Genomic DNA, 17,347 nt, shown 5'->3' with positions numbered 1-17,347 from the left:
TCTTCAGATACCATCAATGTCAAAGAGCGCGGAACCAAGTTAAACCAGATCCCAGAGACAAAATCCACCGGAAGCACCGCATCTCTTTGGCGCAACCCGATCAATCTGCCTCGAATTTTTCCCGCTAAACATCACTTCCGATCATCTCGTCCGCTCCGTCTCGCGCCCCATCGTGCGCCTCAGCGCCGCCGGTGAAGGGGGTTCTAAGTCTTAAACCAAATACCCGCAACCCCTTTTTTGACTTTTCTCGCTAAAAATCAAAAAAAGAACAAATATTAAATGAAATCAACGCCTTAAAAAGACACACCTACCCCAATACACCCCGCCCCCAACACAAGACACACCCTTTCCCCAAGACAAAAACAACACAAAACACAAAACCGGGCGCGACTCCCCATAACCCAAAAGACCAAAACAACACCGCACAACAAAACAAACTCTCAAAAAACTCCAAAAAAACTCAAAACAAAGCCAGTGAACCGGGAAAAACCTCATACCTACGCGCAAAAAACCAAGGAATCGCCGAACAAAGGCCAGAACTTCAAGAATCACAAACGAACAGGAAGAGCCTCAGCTCCGCTTCAGGGATCGCAGCATTGGGACGGTGTAGATGACCAGGGCCAACCAGATCAGCGGAAAGGCGAACAGGCGCATTCCCGAGAGGGGTTCGCCGAAGTGGAAGACCGCAATCAGGAAGATCATGGTGGGGGCGATATATTGAAGAATGCCGACCGTGCTCATGCGCACTCCTTTTGCCCCATTTGCATAAAGCAGCAGCGGCACGGCGGTGACCACACCGGCAGCCAGCAACAGAAGGGTTGTCGGAGCGTCGTTCAGGAAGACCCCCTCACCGGTAGCCCCGAGATATGCCATATAGGCCAGCGCAAAGGGGGTCAGGATCAGCACCTCAAGCAAAAACCCCTGATTGGGACCGATTGGCAGGGATTTTTTGAAATAGGCATAAAAGCCCCAAGTGATCATAAGGCCAACCGCCACCAGGGGCAGGCGACCGGCCTCCAGCGTCAGGATCACCACTGCCGCCGCGGCAAAGCTGATGGCAATCATCTGAACCCGGTTCAACCGCTCCCCCAGCAGCACCGCCCCAAGGAAGATCGAAAAGAGCGGGTTGATGTAATAGCCCAGCGCGGCCTCCAACGCCTGCCCATTTGCAATCGACCAGATATAAATGCCCCAGTTCACCGAGATCAGCGCCGCCGTCAGCGCCGCCTGTGCCAGCATGCGCGGATGGGCAAACGCTTCGCGCAGCTCTCGCGTGCGCCCCATCACGATCAGAACCGCACCGGCCACCGGGACGGACCAGATCACCCGATGCACCACGACCTCTGCCGGAAGCACATGGGACAGCGCCTTCATGTAAAGCGGCAAGAACCCCCACAGCACATAGGCCGCAATCACAAAGGCCAGCCCGCGCGGGGTGTCCACATTGTCCTTCATCTGCGCCATGCTGCATCCTTTCCGCAGAACTTACCCGGTATCTATGACAAAGAAGAGCTTATTGTGCGAAGTGATTTCTGTGACGTCATTCATCAGGAAGCGTGATGCCTGGCAGACAGGCCCCGAGCACCCGGTAAAGGTCAAAGCCGGGCGACACGGGAGATGCCGAAAGAAAAGGACACCCGACAGGGTGCCCTCCTGTGGTCGTTCAGGCGTTTCGCCTTTCCCGCATCAGGTTGAAACCAGAACGCCCCCGTCTACGCCCCTCATCAGACCTTCACGCGTTCCGACTTGGGATCATACATCGGTTTCAAAGACGCCTCTGCCTTCACCTTCACACCACAGACGTCGATCTCATAGCTTGAGGCAAGCACGTCGGCTGCTTTCTCACCTTCGCAGGGCACATAGCCAAGACCAATGGCGCCACCAAGCATGTGGCCGTAATTGCCCGAGCTGAGATAACCCACATATTCGCCATCGCGCAGGATCGGTTCATTGTGGAACAGCAGCGGTTCGGCATCGGTCAGTTTGAACTGCACCAGACGGGACTTGGGCCCGGTTTCTTTACGCGCGATAACGGCGTCACGACCGATGAAGTCACAGCCCTTGTCGGTTTTCACCGCAAACCCCAGCCCCGCATCGACCACGTGATCCTCACAGGTGATGTCGTGGCCAAAATGGCGATAGCCCTTTTCGATCCGGCAACTGTCCATCATATGCATGCCGCACAGTTTCAGACCCAGATCCTGCCCGGCCTCCCAGAGGGTTTCGAACATGTGTCCGGCCATGTCGGCGGAGGCATATAGCTCCCACCCGAGTTCCCCCACATAGGTCACGCGATGCGCACGGGCGAGACCCATGCCGATCTCGATCTCTTGCGCGGTGCCAAACGGGTTGGTGGCGTTGGTGAAGTCGTTGGGAGAGACCTTCTCGAGCAGTTTGCGCGCATTCGGCCCCATGATCGCCAGCACGCCTTCGCCCGCGGTCACATCGGTGATCACCACGTTGAAGTCACCTTTGTGGCGTTCCATCCAGGTCTGATCCGCCAGACGGGTCGCCGCAGGTGTGACCACGAGATAGGCGGTTTCCGTCAGGCGGGTCACAGTCACGTCGGCCTCGATCCCACCTTTGCGGTTCAGGAACTGGGTATAGACGATCTTGCCGTTGGGCACCGCGTAATCGCCGCCCCCCACATAATTCAGGAACCGTTCCGCATCCGGGCCTTCGACGCGGATTTTGCCAAAAGACGACATGTCATACATGCCAACATTTTCGCGCACGGCGTGGTGTTCAGCGGCGGAGTTCTCAAACCAGTTCTGGCGCTTCCAGGAATACTGGTATTCCCGCTCCTGACCTTCGCTGGCAAACCAGTTGGCGCGTTCCCACCCGGCCAGCTCACCAAAGACAGCGCCCTGCTCCTTCAGATGGTGATGGAACGGCGTGCGACGCACACCGCGCGCGGTGGCCTTTTGCCGATAGGGGAAGTGATCGGCATAAAGCAGGCCCAGCGTTTCCTTCGAACGCTCATAAAGATATGTCTTATTACCCTGAAAGGGCTGCATCCGGCTGATATCCACGTCCCCCAGATCAAACGGTTTCTCGCCCGTATCCATCCACTCGGCCAGCGCATGACCCGCCCCACCGGCGGACTGGATGCCGATCGAGTTAAAGCCGGCGGCGACCCAGACATTGTCCATCTCCGGCGCAAGGCCAAGGTGATAGGCATCATCGGGAGTGAAACTTTCGGGGCCGTTGAAGAAAGTGTGGATCCCCGCCTCAGCCAGCATCGGCATCCGATTGCAAGCATTTTCCAGAATCGGCTCAAAATGATCGAAATCCTCTGGCAGCTGGTCAAATTCAAACGTGTCGGGGATGCCATCCATCGCCCAAGGTTTGGCATTTGGTTCAAATGCCCCCAACAACATTTTACCCGCGTCTTCTTTGTAATAGGCACATTCATCCGGCACCCGCAGCACTGGCAGTTGCGTCAGCCCGTCAATGGCTTCGGTCACGATATAGAAATGTTCACAGGCATGAAGCGGCACATTGGTGCCGGTCATGCGGCCCACCTGATGGCCCCACATGCCCGCGCAGTTCACCACCATGTCACATTCAATATGGCCGCTTTCCGTGCCATCATCCGACACCCAGTCGACACCGGTAACGAGACGACCCTCTTTGGTCACATCCGTGACCTTGATGCGTTCCTTGACGATGCCGCCCCGCTGGCGCGCGCCCTTGGCCAGCGCCAGTGCGATATTGGCGGGGTCACCCTGCCCGTCTTTTGGCAGGTAGACCGCCCCTTTCACATCCTCGACATTCAGATGCGGATACATCTCTTTCACCCGCGCGGCTGAGATCTCTTCGACCTCAACCCCAAAGGCGCGCGCCATGGCGGCCTGGCGGTAGATCTCTTCGCGGCGCTCTTCGGTCAGGGTCACCGTGATCGACCCGCAGCGTTTGAACCCGGTGGCGACACCGGTTTCTTCTTCCAGTGATCCGTAAAGTTCCTGCGAATATTTCGCGAGCTTGGTCATATTGGCCGTCGCGCGCAGCTGGGCAATCAGGCCGGCCGCATGCCAGGTGGTGCCCGACGTCAGTTGCTTGCGTTCCAGCAGCACAACGTCTTTCCAGCCTTTCTTGGTCAGGTGATAGGCCACCGAGCAGCCAATCACCCCTCCCCCAATAATAACCACACGGGCCTTTTGCGGCAGATTGCTCATGTCTTCCCTCCAATCAAAGACAAACACCAGAGTCGCATTTCGCGTTGCCGGATGAGAGTGGCACGGGTCCTGTGTTCATTATATCTGATTTCCGCCAGATTTGTCGGCTATCAGACATAGATCCGCAATCCATCCCCCTGCCTGCGCCACGCGGTTGGGGTCACGCCGAAATGGCGGTGAAAGAGCGAGGAGAACCCGTTTGGAAACCCACAGGCCAGCCCCACATCCCGCACACACATGCGGGTATTGAGCAGGAGCGTATTGGCATGGTTGAGCCGCAGCTCACGGTAATACGCATTGGGGGTGATATCGAAATGGGCCCGGAAATGGCGTTCGAGAGACCGTTCCGAGATCCCCAGCAGGTCCACCAGTTCGGAAATGCGCAAAGGCTCATCCAGATTGGCCTGCATCAGTTCGATACATTGATCCAACGCCTTGTTGCCGGTGACGGACAATTGCTTGCCGCCAAAGGGTTGCAGACTGGTGAGCGCACGGATGTTTTCATGCAGCAGGATATCCGACACCGTGGTGATCGCAGCCGCAGAGACATGCTGCCCCAGAAGGGAGAGCGCCAGATCAAAGGTCGACCCCATACCCGCACTGGTGATCAGGCGTCCGTCATCCGCCGCCAGCGCATAAGAGCCGCTTCCCGGCGTGCCCCGCTCATTCAGGACAGCGCGGTTTTCCCAATGGGTCGTGTGGTGTTTGCCCTGCTCACCGGTCTCGGCAATATAGCGACTGGCGGCCTCGGCCAGAAGCACCAACTTGGCCCCGGACCACATGTAGGATTTGATCACCGATTTGATGGACAGGTCCGGGTGATCCGGGTTTGAATTACCAATGACAAAAAGATAGTCCGCCCGGGGTTTCTCGGGGATCGCCTCAGCCATGACGGTCGCCTCGGCCCGACATCGCACGGGACCGGGGGTGCGGGCGCGAAACGTCCAGCTGAAAGCCTTTTTCGCGGTCACCCGATTGCTCAGGCGCATCACCTCGACCACGGCGGTCAGTTCGGTCAGAACAAAATCATCTGCAATGAGGATGTCGACATGCACGGGCACGCTCTTTGCCGGATCGGTCATGAATGTCCTCCTGTCTGGAAGGGGGCGCTGCCCCCCGGACTGCGCCCTCCCCCCGAGGTATTTCAGGCAAGAAAAAGGGGGAAGGACGCGGCTTTGCCGGTCAGGCGCGGATCCGGGTATTGTCAGGATCCCAAAGCGGTTGGTCTGGTTGGACCACGGCGCGGAATTTCTCGCCGTAGATCTCGACCTCAAGTTCGGTGCCGGGGGTGGCCAGTTCCGGGCGCACCATGCCGTAGGCAATCGACTTGTTCACACGATAGCCCCAACCGCCAGACGTGGTTTCACCGACGATCTCATCCCCGGACCAGACGCAGGACATATAAGGCGCATCACAGTCGCCTGCGTCCACCACCATGGTGACAAAGCGCTTTTTCGACCCTTGCTGCTTTTCCGCCAGAAGCGCGGCTTTGCCCGGGAAATCCTGCGGCTTGTCGAGGCGCACAAACCGCTCCAGCCCGCCTTCGAACATCGAGTAATCGGTCGACAGATCGCCCTTCCAGGTGCGGTAGCCTTTCTCCAGTCGCAGGCTGTCGAGTGCATACATGCCGAAGGGTTTGGCGCCCGCACCCAGCAGGGCGTCATAGATCGCGGGTTGGTTTGCGTTGGTGCAATGCACCTCCCAGCCCAGTTCGCCGGCGAAGGAGACACGGACCAAACGACAGGGGGTGCCGGCCACTGTGGCGTCCTGATGGGTGAGCCATCCCAGCGATAGATCCGCCTCAGTACCAATTGCCTCGAACATCTCGCGGGTTTGGGGGCCGGTGACGATCATCGTGCCAAATTCGGTCGAATGATCTGTCAGCGAAACACCGGTGGGCAGGCCCTTTTTCAGCACCTCAAAGTCATGCCACTGGGCAGACGCTGCGGTGATCATGGTGAAATGATCTTCGCCGTGACGCATGCAGGACATTTCGGTCAGGATCCGCCCCCGGTCATCGGCGAAATAGACAAGGTTCATGCGGCCCGCTTTCGGAAGCGCCCCGGTGATGCGGGTCCGCAGGAATTCTGCCGCGCCTTCGCCTTCAAGGTTGAAACGCGAGAAACCCGGCAGATCGAGCACACCGACACCATCGCGCACCGCTTCGCATTCTTCCTTGATGCGGCTCTCCCACGGGCCGGAGCGACCCCAGGTGTGGGTTGCCTCAAGTGAGGTGTCATCGCCTGGCTGCGCGAACCAATTGGCGCGCTCCCAGCCATTATAGGCCCCCATGACGCCGCCCAGCTCCTTGACCTTCGCGTGGACCGGCGACAGTTTCTTGTCGCGCGCGGCGGGCCATTCATGATGGGGGAAATGCATGGCGTATTCGTTGCCGTAGACCTCCATCCCTTTCTGGTCGCAATAGTCCTGATCGGTGTAGTCGGTATAGCGGCGCGGATCGACCGCCCACATATCCCACTCGGTCGCGCCATCGACAATCCATTCTGCCATGACCTTACCGGCGCCACCGCCTTGCGCGATGCCGAAGGTGAAGACACAGGCCTCGAACGCGTTCTCAACACCCGGCATCGGACCCATCAGGGGCAAACCGTCGGGGGCGTAGGGGATCGGGCCGTTGATCACGCTGGACACGCCCGAGGTCTCCATCAGCGGCACGCGGGCCATGGCGTCGACGACGATATCCTCGATCCGGTCCAGATCCTGCTGCCAGAGCTGGAAGCTGAAATCATCTGGCATCTTGTCTTCGCCCAACCAATGCGCCTTGCAGTTCGGTTCATAGGGGCCAAGGTTATAGCCGTGCTTTTCCTGACGCAGATAGTATGACACGTCCACATCGCGGATCAGGGGAAGCTTCTTGCCGGTCTTTTTGGTGTGGGCCTCGATCTCGGGGATCTGTTCGGTCAAGAGATACTGATGCTCCATCACCATCATCGGCACGGTGCGCCCGCCATAGGGCTTGAACATCTCACCCACACGCTGAGCATAATACCCCGCCGCGTTGACCACGTAATCACAGTCAATGTCACCCTTTTCGGTATGCACAATCCATGTCTTGTCTTCCTTCTGGGTGACGCCCGTGGCCGGGGTGAAGCGCAGGATCTTCTGGCCCATGTCGCGCGCGCCTTTTGCAAGGGCCTGGGTCACCTGCGCCGGGTCAATGTCGCCATCCGACGGGTCCCAAAGGACACCGGCCAGATCATGGATCTCAAGGAAGGGGTATTTCTCTTTTGCCTGTTCCGGCGTCCAGATCTCCATCTCGATCCCTTGATAGCGCCCCATCGAACAGGCGCGTTCAAATTCCTGCATCCGTTCCTTGGTGTGGGCCAAACGGATCGAGCCGGTCTGGTGATAGTTCATCGGATAATCGACCTCTTCGCCCAGACGGGCATACAGCTCGGTCGAGTAACGCTGCATGTTCATGATCGCCCATGAGGTCGAGAAGGTCGGCACATTGCCCGCGGCGTGCCAGGTGGACCCTGCCGTCAGCTCATTCTTTTCAAGCAACACACAATCGGTCCAGCCTTTCAGGCCGAGGTGATACAGCGTCGAGGCACCGACGACACCGCCGCCAATGATGACAACGCGGGCTTTGGTTGGAAAGTCAGGCATTGCAGTCTCCCTGTGATGCGAGTGTTCTGTGTTTCTGTGTTCAGTTGAGGACCAGTCGGGCGGCCAGCGCGCCGAAAATCACGGCGGAAATGCGGTTCATGAGGCGGGTGGAGCGGCGGATACGGTCGGCAGCCAGACCAGCGAAGACCCCGATCAACGCGTCGGCAATGAAACCGCCAATGGCCAGGATCACGCCAAGGATCACGATCTGATGCCATTCGGGGCCGACCTCGGGACGGATGAATTGCGGCAGGAAGGCGAGGATAAAGAGGATCACCTTCACATTGAGGATATTGGTGACAAACCCCCGGCGGAATGCGCGCCACAGATCCGCCCGCCCTTCACGCTTTGATGCGGGTTCAACCGATCGCCAGCTGCTCCAGGCGAGCCACGCCAGATACCCAGCGCCGGCGTATCGGATCACATCGAGCGCGATGGGCGAGGCCGCGATCAGCACCGCCAGCCCGGCTGCCGCCAGAATGACGTGGCAAAATACGCCCAGGATGATCCCGGCGGTGGCCATCACCCCGGCCTTTGCCCCGCCTTTGATCGACGATGCAATGATGAACATCATGTCGGGGCCGGGGGTGATATAAAGGATGATCGACGCCCCGATAAAGGTGATGATCACCCATGGATCCATGGCAAAAAGCGTCTCCAGCATTATTGATCCTCCTGCGGCAAGCCATCGGCGATCTGGTAGTAATCCCCCTTGTCGGCCACAAAGATATGTTTCTCGAGCACAAGCCCGGTCGGACCATCCACGGCACCAAGTGAGACGCTGATATTGTCCTCACCGACGCCCTGCCAGAACAGGAAGGCACCGCATGTGGGACAGGAACCGCGATTGGCCTGCGGGCTGGCCTGATACCAGCTCACAGGGCCGGTAATGGTGATCTCCTGCACAGGCACCTGAGCAGACGACCAGATCCCGCCCGACTGTTTGCGGCATTGCGAGCAATGACACATCGAGGCCCCTTTAGGTTTGGCATCGGTTGAAAAGGTGATGGCCCCACACAGGCAACTTCCGTTAAGCACTTTCATCTCCTTTGAACTGATCAAACTGTGGCATCTGTTCTTCGATGCCATAGTAGTCGCCCTTGTCCGCGACGAAGACATGCGCCTTCGTGGTCAGCCCGGTTTCACCATCCAACGACCCGGCCGCAACCACGGTACGCCCCTCGCCTTCCGGCACCCAAAACAGGCTTGATCCGCATTGATTACAGAAACCACGCTTGGTGTTCGGGCTGGATTGGTACCATGCCAACCCGTCAGTCTTGGCAAATGTCAGAGCATCGTCAGGAACCGAGGTCGCCGCCCAGAAATGACCGGATGTCTTGCGACACTGCTGACAATGACAGGCATAGACCGGGCGCAAAGGCCCAGAAATTTCAAACGACACCGCACCGCACAGGCAACTTCCATTCAGCATCTCTGGCTCCGTCAATAGACTGGCGGCGCGATCACCCAGATCGCCACCGCCGGTTCGTCATAGGGATTGGCCCATTCATAGGGTTCATGCTTGATGCGAAAACTGTCCCCGGGCCCCACGGTGAAGGATCGCCCACCAATCACCAGATCAAGCCTGCCGGAGATGATGTAACCTACCTCCTGCGTGGGTCGATTGGCCGGGGTCTGCATCGCAGATTTCGGGGCGAACGTGGAGTGCACCATTTCAAAATCATCGGTCAGGTCCGGCGACAGAAGCTCTTCGCGCAGCCCCTCATCGCCGGATCCCATCGGACGGCGGCTTCCCTCTCGCACCACATATCCCTTTTCCTCTGCCGGTGCCGAGGCATGGGCAAACAAGAGGGACATTGGCACGCCCAAAGCTTTGGCAATGGCGCGCAGGTCGGAAATCGAAGGATCCGACATGTCACGCTCCACCTGACTGAGCCACCCCACGGAACGACCCAGTCGCTCTGCCAGCTCGGTCAAGGTCAGGCTGCGCTGCTTGCGAAGCGCGCGCAGATCAGCCCCGAGGCTTTGTGGTTTTGTCGGATCGGTTTGCAGCACGTCGTGCCCTTTCCTTTGGCCCGGCGGGACAATTCCCTTCAGGCTTGACGCCAATATGAAATGAGGCGTGAAATTTTCATGTTTTTTTTCACGATGGCGTGAATAGGGGCCTTATGCAAACAAAAACACGACATTCAATCCGTCGCATTCGAAACAGGTCCGACAGCTTTCCCCCGTGTTGGTGGTCTGACATCAACGATGGGGGGAGGAGTTTTATACAGCCCATCAAGGGGCGCTGCCCCTCGCGCTTGCGCGCTCACCCCGAGGTATTTTCAGCAAGAAAAAGGGGCGGTCGGCGCGCGAAGGTGGCAGCGAGGATTTGAGAGAGTTTCTCTGCGTCCTCCTCGGTAAAGGCCGCAGGCTGGTTGCTGTCGATATCAAGCACAGCGATGACATCCCCCGTACGGTTGTGAACCGGCAGGACCAGTTCCGATCGGGTTGAGCTGGCACAGGCGATGTGACCGGGAAAGGCATCGACATCAGGCACCAGCTGCACCTCTCCGGTGCGCGCGGCCGCACCGCAAACACCGCGCGAAAATGGGATCGTGAGACAGCCGTGACCACCCTGGTAAGGCCCGATCTTCAACACTCCCGGTTCTGTCACACGGTAAAACCCGGTCCAGTCGAACCGGTCATCCGCGTGGTGCAGTTCACACGTCACCGTTGCCATCAGCGCCACGTCATCGGTTTCGCCTTCGGTCAGAGACGCGATGGTTTTAGCGAGGTCGGTATAATTGACACGGGGCATGGGGGCTCCTGACTTTGCAGCAAAAAGGGCGCGGAACCATGCCGCGCCCTTTCCCTTATAAGATCAGCGATCAGTCGCGTTCAATTGCAATTGCAGTGCCTTCGCCGCCCCCGATGCAGATTGCGGCAACGCCCCGTTTCAACCCGCGTTTCTCCATCGCGTTCAGAAGCGTCACGATAATGCGCGTACCAGAGGCGCCAATCGGGTGGCCCAGCGCGCAGGCGCCGCCATTCACGTTGACCTTGTCGCGAGACAGCCCAAATTCATGCATGAACGCCATCGGCACCACGGCAAAAGCTTCGTTCACTTCCCACAGGTCCACATCTTCCGCTTTCCACCCCAGGCGGTCGAGCAATTTTTGCGCCGCAGGCACAGGCGCGGTAGTGAACCAGCCCGGTTCCTGAGCGTGGCTGGCATGGCCAACAATACGCGCACGAATTTTGAGACCCGCGGCCTGCGCCGCCTCCTCTGACGCGACAACCAGCGCCGCGGCCCCGTCGGAAATCGACGATGCGTTGGCTGCGGTGACCGTTCCATCTTTCCTGAATGCAGGCTTCAGCGCCGGGATTTTTTCGGGCCGGGCATTGCCGGGCTGTTCGTCTTCGCTGACGACAACTTCGCCCTTGCGGGTCTTGATGGAAACCGGAGCAATCTCGCCCTCAAACGCCCCGGATTTCTGTGCCCCCAGAGCGTTTGACAGCGATTTCAGCGCATATTCATCCTGCGCCTCGCGGGTGAACTGAAACTTCTCGGCGCAGTCCTCGGCAAAGGTGCCCATCAAGCGGCCCTTGTCATAGGCATCTTCCAGGCCATCAAGGAACATGTGGTCCACCACAGCGCCATGACCAATGCGGGCCCCGCCGCGCATTTTGGGCAGGATGTAGGGTGCTTCGGTCATGCTCTCCATGCCGCCGGCAACCATGATGTCGGTGGCTCCGAGGGCCACCTGATCAAAGGCAATCATCGTGGTCTTCATGCCGGAGCCGCACATCTTGTTCAGAGTTGTCGCAGGCACGTCCTGACCAAGCCCGGCGGCAAAACCGGCCTGACGCGCAGGGGCCTGCCCCTGGCCGGCGGGCAGCACACAGCCCATCAGCAGCTCTTCGATCTGGTTCGGCTTGGCACCTGCGTCTTCAAGAGCGGCCTTGATCGCGGCACCGCCCAGCTCAGACGCGGTCACACCGGTGAAAGCCCCCTGAAAGCCCCCCATCGGGGTACGAGATGCCCCGGCAATCACAACATTCTTCATGGCCCTCTCCAATTCCTTGAAATTCCTGCCTTCCGCTTACCGAATGGTAACGATCCACGTCTAGTCTCATTCGAAAGTGACCCGCCGTAACAAAGAGATCCAAACGGGTTTGTGCGGCGTATGAGAGAGTGAACCCACACCGTAAGGAGATTTGACGTGCAACTGACCTTTGAAGATTTCGGCCAAACCCGTGTCATCACCATGGGCGAAAGTCGTATTGATGCAGCGATCGCAATTGCGTTCAAAGACAAGATGCGAGAGCTGACCGATGGAGGTCCAAAGCGCAACATTCTGGACATGACAAAGGTCGAATTCATTGATTCCAGCGGACTAGGTGCCGTCGTGGCCTCCCTTAAACAAGTGGACGCAGACTCCAAACTTGAACTGGCCTGCCTGTCGCAAACCGTCACACGGGTGTTTCGACTGACCCGAATGGACACTGTTTTCACCATCCATGCCAACCTGCAATCTGCCTTGGATGGCGGCATGGAAAATGCAGTTTGAAAGCCTGTCATTCATGGGCCACGCACGCGATATCAATTCTGGCACCACAGCGGCCGCACATTCCGGGCTGAACTTGGTTTTTCCTGGTGACGCGTTGGCCGTGCGCGACGCCTTGCAATCTATAAGGGACCAGTTGGAAACTCTTGGTATCCGTGATGACATCCAGGGCACCTTGGAAATTGTCTTGGCTGAAGCCCTGAACAACGTGGTGGAACACGCCTATCGCGACCTTTCAGGCGTAATTGAGGTCAATTTGCACCGACAAGGCGGTGACCTGTGGATCAGTGTTCTGGATGACGGGCACCCGATGCCGAACGGTGAACTGCCGAAGGGTGAACCTTATGATCTTGAGCAGATGGATAACAATCTACCCGAAGGTGGTTTCGGGTGGTTTCTCATTCGCGAGTTAACACAAAACCTAAGCTATGATCGTCGTGACTCCCAGAACAAGATGACCTGCTCCATTCCACTGGAGAACAGCCTGTCCTAAAACTGACCTGTGTACAAATGGGTCGTCCAAACGCTCCCATTTCTTTCGAGGGCGTTTTCTCTGTGTCTCAGGACGCTTCTGCATTCAAATTGATTAACTGCATTTAGAAACTTACACACCCGCCCCCAAATCGCCCCAATTCCACCCTTTTGCAGACAAAAACAAATGACAACGTGATCTGGTAGCGTAAGAGCTTGCCCCGATGCCGCAAATCACAGCCCCCACCCAGTTCGCGGCGTCGGGGAACTACTCAACGCATTTTCCAATCAAGACTATCGCGCTGGTTCAACACGGTTTGAAATCCCGGCAATGATCAGTAAGATCACGCTATCCTCCCCGTAACCAACCGTGTTGAGGTTTGAACTTGCGCGATTTTCATTTGCCAGGACGCTCCCCTATTTTTGCCCCCAACGCAATCTGTGCAACATCCCACCCTCTTGCGGCCCAGACAGCACTCGACATCTTGAAAGCCGGGGGAAATGCGATGGACGCAGCCTTGGCCGCAGCCTTTCTACTTGGGATCTGCGAACCCGCTATGGCTGGAATCGGTGGCGACTGTTTTGCACTTTTGTCTCCCCCAAATTCTGATGAGATCATTGCCCTGAACGGCTCAGGCAAGGCGCCAGCGGGTTTGGGGGCAGAAACCTTGCGTCAGTCAGGCCACAAGGCCATGCCCCTGCACGACGCCAAATCCGTCACTATTCCGGGCGCCATCGACGCCTTTTGTCGCCTGTCAGCGGATTGGGGCAAACTCGGACTTGAGCATATCCTCGCCCCCGCAATTCAATACGCCGAACAAGGTGTCCCGGTGGCGCCGCGCGTAGCATTCGACTGGGGCATCGCCGCCCGAAGCAATATCTTGCAAGGGGCCGCCGCGAGCTTTTATCTCAAATCCGGGCACCCCCCTTTGCCCGGCGACCTGTTTCGCGCCCCAAAGCAGGCCGCAGTTTTGCGTCGCATTGCGCAACAAGGACGGGACGGCTTCTACACCGGCGAGGTGGCGCAAGACATGGTGGATAGCCTGCGCGCGCTCGGGGGACCCCACAAGATGCAGGATTTTGCCGAAACGGCAAGTTTCTATACAGATCCGATCTCCGGTTTTTACAAGGGAACTGAGCTGGTTGAGCACCCCCCCAATGGGCAAGGCGCAACCGCGATTCTCATGGCCAAGATGTTGGAGTGTTTCAATCTTCCGGATCTGCGCGCAGAAGGTGCGGCCCGCATCCATATTGAGGCCGAAGTGGCCAAACTGGCCTATGACGCCAGGGATCGCTTTATCGCCGACCCGTCCCTGTCCACACGGCTGGACCACATGATTTCCAACGAAACCGCCGAAAAACTTGCCGCTCGCATTCACCCGGCAAAGGCTCTGCACTCAGCCGCTAGGGTTTCTGAAGCGGTTCACAAAGACACTGTTTACCTCACGGTGGTCGATCAGAATCTGATGTCTGTTTCGCTGATCTATTCGATTTTCCACAGCTTCGGATCCGGGCTGGCATCAGATAGGTTCGGCATTCTGTTTCAAAATCGGGGCGCAGGTTTCAACCTGATTCCCGGTCATCCGAACGAAGCAAATGGTGGAAAGCGCCCGATGCACACGATTATCCCGGGGATGATTCGCCAGCATGGGAAAGTCATTCTGCCCTTTGGTGTCATGGGGGGCGCCTACCAACCCACGGGACATGCCCGTTTCCTCAGCAATCTGGTGGATTATGGCATGGATATTCAATCCGCCATTGATGGTCCGCGGGCATTTGCCGACGGAAACATATTGAAGCTGGAGCGGGCTTACCCGGATACTGTGGCCGCCAGATTGGTTGAAATGGGACACCGTGTTGAAATCCCAGAGGTCCCGATCGGTGGTGGACAGGCCATTAGGATCGACCATCAAAGGGGCGTCCTGATGGGGGCATCAGATCATAGAAAAGATGGGTGCGCCATCGGTTACTGATTAAAAACAAAAGGGTTTAGGATCAGTTCAGTTGAAAATGCAGCGGGTATTGCCCGTCCTCAAATTCACCAAACATATCAGGCAGATCAGGGTGGCTCACCGGCTCTCCGGAATAATCCGCAATCAGGTTCTGTTCGGACACGTAAGCCACATAATAGCTCTGATCGTTTTCGGCGAGCAGGTGATAGAAGGGCTGATCTTTTGAGGGGCGGCTGTCCTCAGGGATGGCGTCATACCACTCCTCGGTGTTCGAAAACATGGCATCGACATCAAAAATCACCCCGCGAAACGGATGTTTGCGGTGGCGCACAATTTGGCCCAGGTGATATTTCGCGTGTGTCTTCAACATCTTTTAGCCCCTATGTCCGTTACTACCGCGTTAACACCTGAGCGTCCATGCATGGAGGCCCGAAATATTAGAAACAAATTGTCCTTCATCAGCAGGTAGCAACTTTTCGCCTCTCCTTCGAACTGCCTTGCGCATCATCACTCGACCCCCTCATTTGTGATCAGTTGGTCCGTTTTCAAGCCTTTGCAAACCGTGTATGCTGGGACCAATAACAAACAATAGCGAGTTAGGCAGATGAGCAGCTTTCTTCGCACCGTAGTCATCAGCGGCCTTATTTTAGGCGTCCTCGCAGCCTGTGGCGGCGGCGGATCAAAGGCACCACGCAACCTGGACAACGCGTGCAGTATTATCAAACAGAAGCCCAAAATTTATCGGGCGATGAAAAAAGCCCAGCGAAAATGGGGGGTTCCGGTGCATGTGCAGATGGCCGTGATCCATCAGGAATCAAAATTCGTGGCCGATGCCCGCACCCCGGTGAAATATGTTCTGGGCGTCTTGCCAATGGGGCGACAGAGCTCGGCCTATGGCTATGCGCAGGCTCTGGATGCCACCTGGAAGGAATATCAGCGGGCAGAAGGGGGGCGCGGCGCCAAGCGCACGGACATTCGCGATGCCACGGATTTCATCGGCTGGTACATGACAGAAACCACGCAGGTTACCGGGATTCCCCTATCGGACGCGCGTGGACAGTATCTGGCCTATCACGAAGGGCGCACCGGGTATCTACGCGGCAGCCATAATAGGAAGACTTGGCTTTTGAACGTGGCCAACCGCGTTCAGGACCGCTCTTACATGTATCGTTCGCAATTGCTGAGCTGCGGCCGGTAAAGCAGGATCCGGCCCCACCCATACCGGAAGGGGCCGTTAAAGTGTTTCGCCTTATTATTGAGACACAATAATGAGGCGAAACACTTTAATCTATTGATTTATTGTCTTTTTCTGATCTCCTGACTGATCGAAAACAGTTTATTGGGCAGATCGCCCCCCTTGTTCAACTCCCCAAGTATCACCGTCGTTTCAGTGCCGCTATCATCGGTGATGATCCATTGGCGCAGCTCTGTCGGGTTGGATGTGAACATCAGTTTGATATTGCCATATTGCGGGTTGTCCGGGTCCTGTGCGGTGATGGTTGTGGCGGTGCCATCATAGCTGTGCCCCGTCACCATCTTGGCGCGCGACAGGTCAACGGTCTTGGCGAGGATCACCGAAAGCGGCGTGCGGCTGAGCGGATATTGCGACGGGCCAGCATTGGATTTTCCATCAAAAACAGCAACTTGCTGGCTCCCCACCACGACAAGAGCCTTTTCCGGCGGGTTATATTCAAACCGGGCTTTCCCCGGCCGTTTGATATAAAACGTCCCGGTGGACAGCGTCCCATCACCATTCAACTGGGTGAACTGCGCCTGGGCGGTCTGCAACCCATTGAGATAGCTTGAGATTTCCTTCAGCGAAAGTTTCTCGGCCAGAGCCGGCGCCGCGCTGAGCATCACCCCGGCGGCGGCAATCATCATACGAAAAGCGTTCATATATCCTACCTTCTGTTCGGGACCAGTTTGCCCCTTTTCCACAGAGGATTTAACCCCGAACCTCGCGTGATAGGCGATAACATGCGCGTGTCATGCCACGTCATCACGGGGGAAATTCGGATACGGCCAGTCAGGGCCGCAGCACCGTGAAACTTTAAAGTTTTTAAGGTCTTCAATGGGCGAAGTTTAAAGTTTCTGACGGTGAAATACCGGAACTTTAAAGTTTTGCGCCGCGACAAGGGGGCCACGGCGCAGGAAATCACTCGTCGTAAGCGGCGGTGATGATCACCTCAACCTTGAGATCCGGACTGGCAAGATGGGCCGATCCGCAGGCGCGCGCGGGCGCGTGGCCCTTGGGCACCCAATTGTCCCAGACCGCATTCATCTCGTCGAAGTCTTTCATATCATCCAGCCAGATGATCGCCTGCAGCATCTGTTTGGTCGACGACCCTGCCTCTTCCAGCAGCGCCTCAACCCGCTGCAGGCATTCGCGGGTCTGGTCCGCCACGCTGTCGCCGCGATTGCCGACTTGGCCACAGAGGTAAACCACCCCTTTATGCTTGACGATCTTGCTCATGCGGTCGCTGGTGTAACGTCTTTGAATCATGTCTCTGCCTCAGAAATGCGCGACGCGAGTCGCGGGGATCTTTTCCGCCCTCTACGTTCGGTGCTTTAGATTAATCTTTAGTTGTTTTTGAACGACCCG

At 57.3% G+C, this 17,347-nt stretch carries 17 protein-coding genes; 4 read left to right on the top strand and 13 right to left on the bottom strand.

Features of this window, described 5'->3' with window-relative positions:
* Nucleotides 1-570: 570 nt before the first annotated feature.
* The 10 genes from rarD to AKJ29_RS18370 form a co-directional block, all read right to left on the bottom strand.
* On the bottom strand, nucleotides 571-1,464 hold the full coding sequence (rarD, locus tag AKJ29_RS18415; protein WP_055192995.1) for an EamA family transporter RarD: 894 nt from the start codon (nucleotides 1,462-1,464) through the stop codon (nucleotides 571-573).
* Between the two features lie 260 nt (nucleotides 1,465-1,724).
* Complete coding sequence (locus tag AKJ29_RS18410) at nucleotides 1,725-4,178, bottom strand: GcvT family protein (protein ID WP_055192994.1); 2,454 nt, start codon at nucleotides 4,176-4,178, stop codon at nucleotides 1,725-1,727.
* A gap of 110 nt (nucleotides 4,179-4,288) precedes the next feature.
* Nucleotides 4,289-5,260 (bottom strand): GlxA family transcriptional regulator, encoded by a 972-nt coding sequence (locus tag AKJ29_RS18405; RefSeq protein ID WP_055192993.1) that lies wholly within the window; start codon nucleotides 5,258-5,260, stop codon nucleotides 4,289-4,291.
* 100 nt (nucleotides 5,261-5,360) lie between these two features.
* Nucleotides 5,361-7,808: a GcvT family protein gene (locus tag AKJ29_RS18400; RefSeq protein WP_055192992.1), complete on the bottom strand. Its 2,448-nt coding sequence runs from the start codon at nucleotides 7,806-7,808 to the stop codon at nucleotides 5,361-5,363.
* Between the two features lie 40 nt (nucleotides 7,809-7,848).
* Nucleotides 7,849-8,472 carry a LysE family translocator gene (locus AKJ29_RS18395; RefSeq protein ID WP_074963656.1) on the bottom strand — a complete coding sequence of 208 codons (624 nt, stop codon included), beginning with the start codon at nucleotides 8,470-8,472 and terminating at the stop codon, nucleotides 7,849-7,851.
* Nucleotides 8,472-8,846 carry a GFA family protein gene (locus AKJ29_RS18390; protein WP_175502267.1) on the bottom strand — a complete coding sequence of 125 codons (375 nt, stop codon included), beginning with the start codon at nucleotides 8,844-8,846 and terminating at the stop codon, nucleotides 8,472-8,474. The genes AKJ29_RS18395 and AKJ29_RS18390 overlap by 1 nt, the downstream gene beginning before the upstream one ends.
* Nucleotides 8,839-9,240 carry a GFA family protein gene (locus AKJ29_RS18385; protein ID WP_055192990.1) on the bottom strand — a complete coding sequence of 134 codons (402 nt, stop codon included), beginning with the start codon at nucleotides 9,238-9,240 and terminating at the stop codon, nucleotides 8,839-8,841. Before AKJ29_RS18385 ends, AKJ29_RS18390 begins: the two co-directional genes overlap by 8 nt.
* Nucleotides 9,241-9,251: 11 nt before the next feature.
* Nucleotides 9,252-9,821, bottom strand: coding sequence for a helix-turn-helix domain-containing protein (locus tag AKJ29_RS18380; protein WP_055193013.1), 570 nt, complete (start codon nucleotides 9,819-9,821; stop codon nucleotides 9,252-9,254).
* Nucleotides 9,822-10,080: 259 nt separating this feature from the next.
* The gene (locus tag AKJ29_RS18375; RefSeq protein ID WP_055192989.1) at nucleotides 10,081-10,572 is read right to left on the bottom strand and encodes a GAF domain-containing protein; all 492 of its coding nucleotides are present in this window, start codon (nucleotides 10,570-10,572) and stop codon (nucleotides 10,081-10,083) included.
* 70 nt (nucleotides 10,573-10,642) lie between these two features.
* Entirely contained in the window at nucleotides 10,643-11,821 is a 1,179-nt protein-coding gene (locus AKJ29_RS18370; protein WP_055192988.1) for a thiolase family protein, read from the bottom strand.
* A 156-nt stretch (nucleotides 11,822-11,977) separates the two neighbouring features.
* Here AKJ29_RS18370 and AKJ29_RS18365 point away from each other — a divergent pair, with 156 nt between their 5' ends.
* The 3 genes from AKJ29_RS18365 (at nucleotide 11,978) to AKJ29_RS18355 (ending at nucleotide 14,766) form a co-directional block, all read left to right on the top strand.
* A complete protein-coding gene (locus AKJ29_RS18365) occupies nucleotides 11,978-12,325 on the top strand; it encodes an STAS domain-containing protein (RefSeq protein ID WP_055192987.1) in 348 nt (115 codons plus the stop codon).
* The gene (locus AKJ29_RS18360) at nucleotides 12,300-12,815 is read left to right on the top strand and encodes an ATP-binding protein (protein WP_161805489.1); all 516 of its coding nucleotides are present in this window, start codon (nucleotides 12,300-12,302) and stop codon (nucleotides 12,813-12,815) included. The genes AKJ29_RS18365 and AKJ29_RS18360 overlap by 26 nt, the downstream gene beginning before the upstream one ends.
* Nucleotides 12,816-13,179: 364 nt before the next feature.
* The gene (locus AKJ29_RS18355; protein WP_055192985.1) at nucleotides 13,180-14,766 is read left to right on the top strand and encodes a gamma-glutamyltransferase family protein; all 1,587 of its coding nucleotides are present in this window, start codon (nucleotides 13,180-13,182) and stop codon (nucleotides 14,764-14,766) included.
* Nucleotides 14,767-14,788: 22 nt separating this feature from the next.
* Here the strand turns inward: AKJ29_RS18355 and hspQ are convergent, their stop codons facing one another.
* A complete protein-coding gene (hspQ, locus tag AKJ29_RS18350) occupies nucleotides 14,789-15,115 on the bottom strand; it encodes a heat shock protein HspQ (protein ID WP_055192984.1) in 327 nt (108 codons plus the stop codon).
* 234 nt (nucleotides 15,116-15,349) lie between these two features.
* Here hspQ and AKJ29_RS18345 point away from each other — a divergent pair, with 234 nt between their 5' ends.
* Complete coding sequence (locus AKJ29_RS18345; RefSeq protein ID WP_055192983.1) at nucleotides 15,350-15,943, top strand: transglycosylase SLT domain-containing protein; 594 nt, start codon at nucleotides 15,350-15,352, stop codon at nucleotides 15,941-15,943.
* 98 nt (nucleotides 15,944-16,041) lie between these two features.
* On the opposite strand, the gene AKJ29_RS18340 is transcribed toward AKJ29_RS18345, so the two are convergent.
* Together AKJ29_RS18340 and AKJ29_RS18335 are read right to left on the bottom strand one after the other, a co-directional pair.
* On the bottom strand, nucleotides 16,042-16,641 hold the full coding sequence (locus AKJ29_RS18340; protein WP_055192982.1) for a LolA family protein: 600 nt from the start codon (nucleotides 16,639-16,641) through the stop codon (nucleotides 16,042-16,044).
* Nucleotides 16,642-16,900: 259 nt separating this feature from the next.
* Complete coding sequence (locus AKJ29_RS18335) at nucleotides 16,901-17,248, bottom strand: RidA family protein (RefSeq protein WP_055192981.1); 348 nt, start codon at nucleotides 17,246-17,248, stop codon at nucleotides 16,901-16,903.
* Between the last annotated feature and the right edge of the window lie 99 nt (nucleotides 17,249-17,347).

Source organism: Aliiroseovarius crassostreae (assembly GCF_001307765.1).
GTDB lineage: Bacteria > Pseudomonadota > Alphaproteobacteria > Rhodobacterales > Rhodobacteraceae > Aliiroseovarius > Aliiroseovarius crassostreae.
Note: the sequence above shows the minus strand (reverse complement) of the source record. Positions and strands in the feature narration are given on the sequence as shown.

Coding starts and splice junctions, on each gene's coding strand:
- AKJ29_RS18340 (WP_055192982.1), bottom strand. CDS start 16,641: ATGAACGCTTTTCGTATGATGATTGCCGCCGCCGGGGTGATGCTCAGC.
- AKJ29_RS18410 (WP_055192994.1), bottom strand. CDS start 4,178: ATGAGCAATCTGCCGCAAAAGGCCCGTGTGGTTATTATTGGGGGAGGG.
- AKJ29_RS18385 (WP_055192990.1), bottom strand. CDS start 9,240: ATGCTGAATGGAAGTTGCCTGTGCGGTGCGGTGTCGTTTGAAATTTCT.
- AKJ29_RS18405 (WP_055192993.1), bottom strand. CDS start 5,260: ATGACCGATCCGGCAAAGAGCGTGCCCGTGCATGTCGACATCCTCATT.
- AKJ29_RS18335 (WP_055192981.1), bottom strand. CDS start 17,248: ATGATTCAAAGACGTTACACCAGCGACCGCATGAGCAAGATCGTCAAG.
- hspQ (WP_055192984.1), bottom strand. CDS start 15,115: ATGTTGAAGACACACGCGAAATATCACCTGGGCCAAATTGTGCGCCAC.
- AKJ29_RS18360 (WP_161805489.1), top strand. CDS start 12,300: ATGGCGGCATGGAAAATGCAGTTTGAAAGCCTGTCATTCATGGGCCAC.
- AKJ29_RS18370 (WP_055192988.1), bottom strand. CDS start 11,821: ATGAAGAATGTTGTGATTGCCGGGGCATCTCGTACCCCGATGGGGGGC.
- rarD (WP_055192995.1), bottom strand. CDS start 1,464: ATGGCGCAGATGAAGGACAATGTGGACACCCCGCGCGGGCTGGCCTTT.
- AKJ29_RS18375 (WP_055192989.1), bottom strand. CDS start 10,572: ATGCCCCGTGTCAATTATACCGACCTCGCTAAAACCATCGCGTCTCTG.
- AKJ29_RS18345 (WP_055192983.1), top strand. CDS start 15,350: ATGAGCAGCTTTCTTCGCACCGTAGTCATCAGCGGCCTTATTTTAGGC.
- AKJ29_RS18400 (WP_055192992.1), bottom strand. CDS start 7,808: ATGCCTGACTTTCCAACCAAAGCCCGCGTTGTCATCATTGGCGGCGGT.
- AKJ29_RS18395 (WP_074963656.1), bottom strand. CDS start 8,472: ATGCTGGAGACGCTTTTTGCCATGGATCCATGGGTGATCATCACCTTT.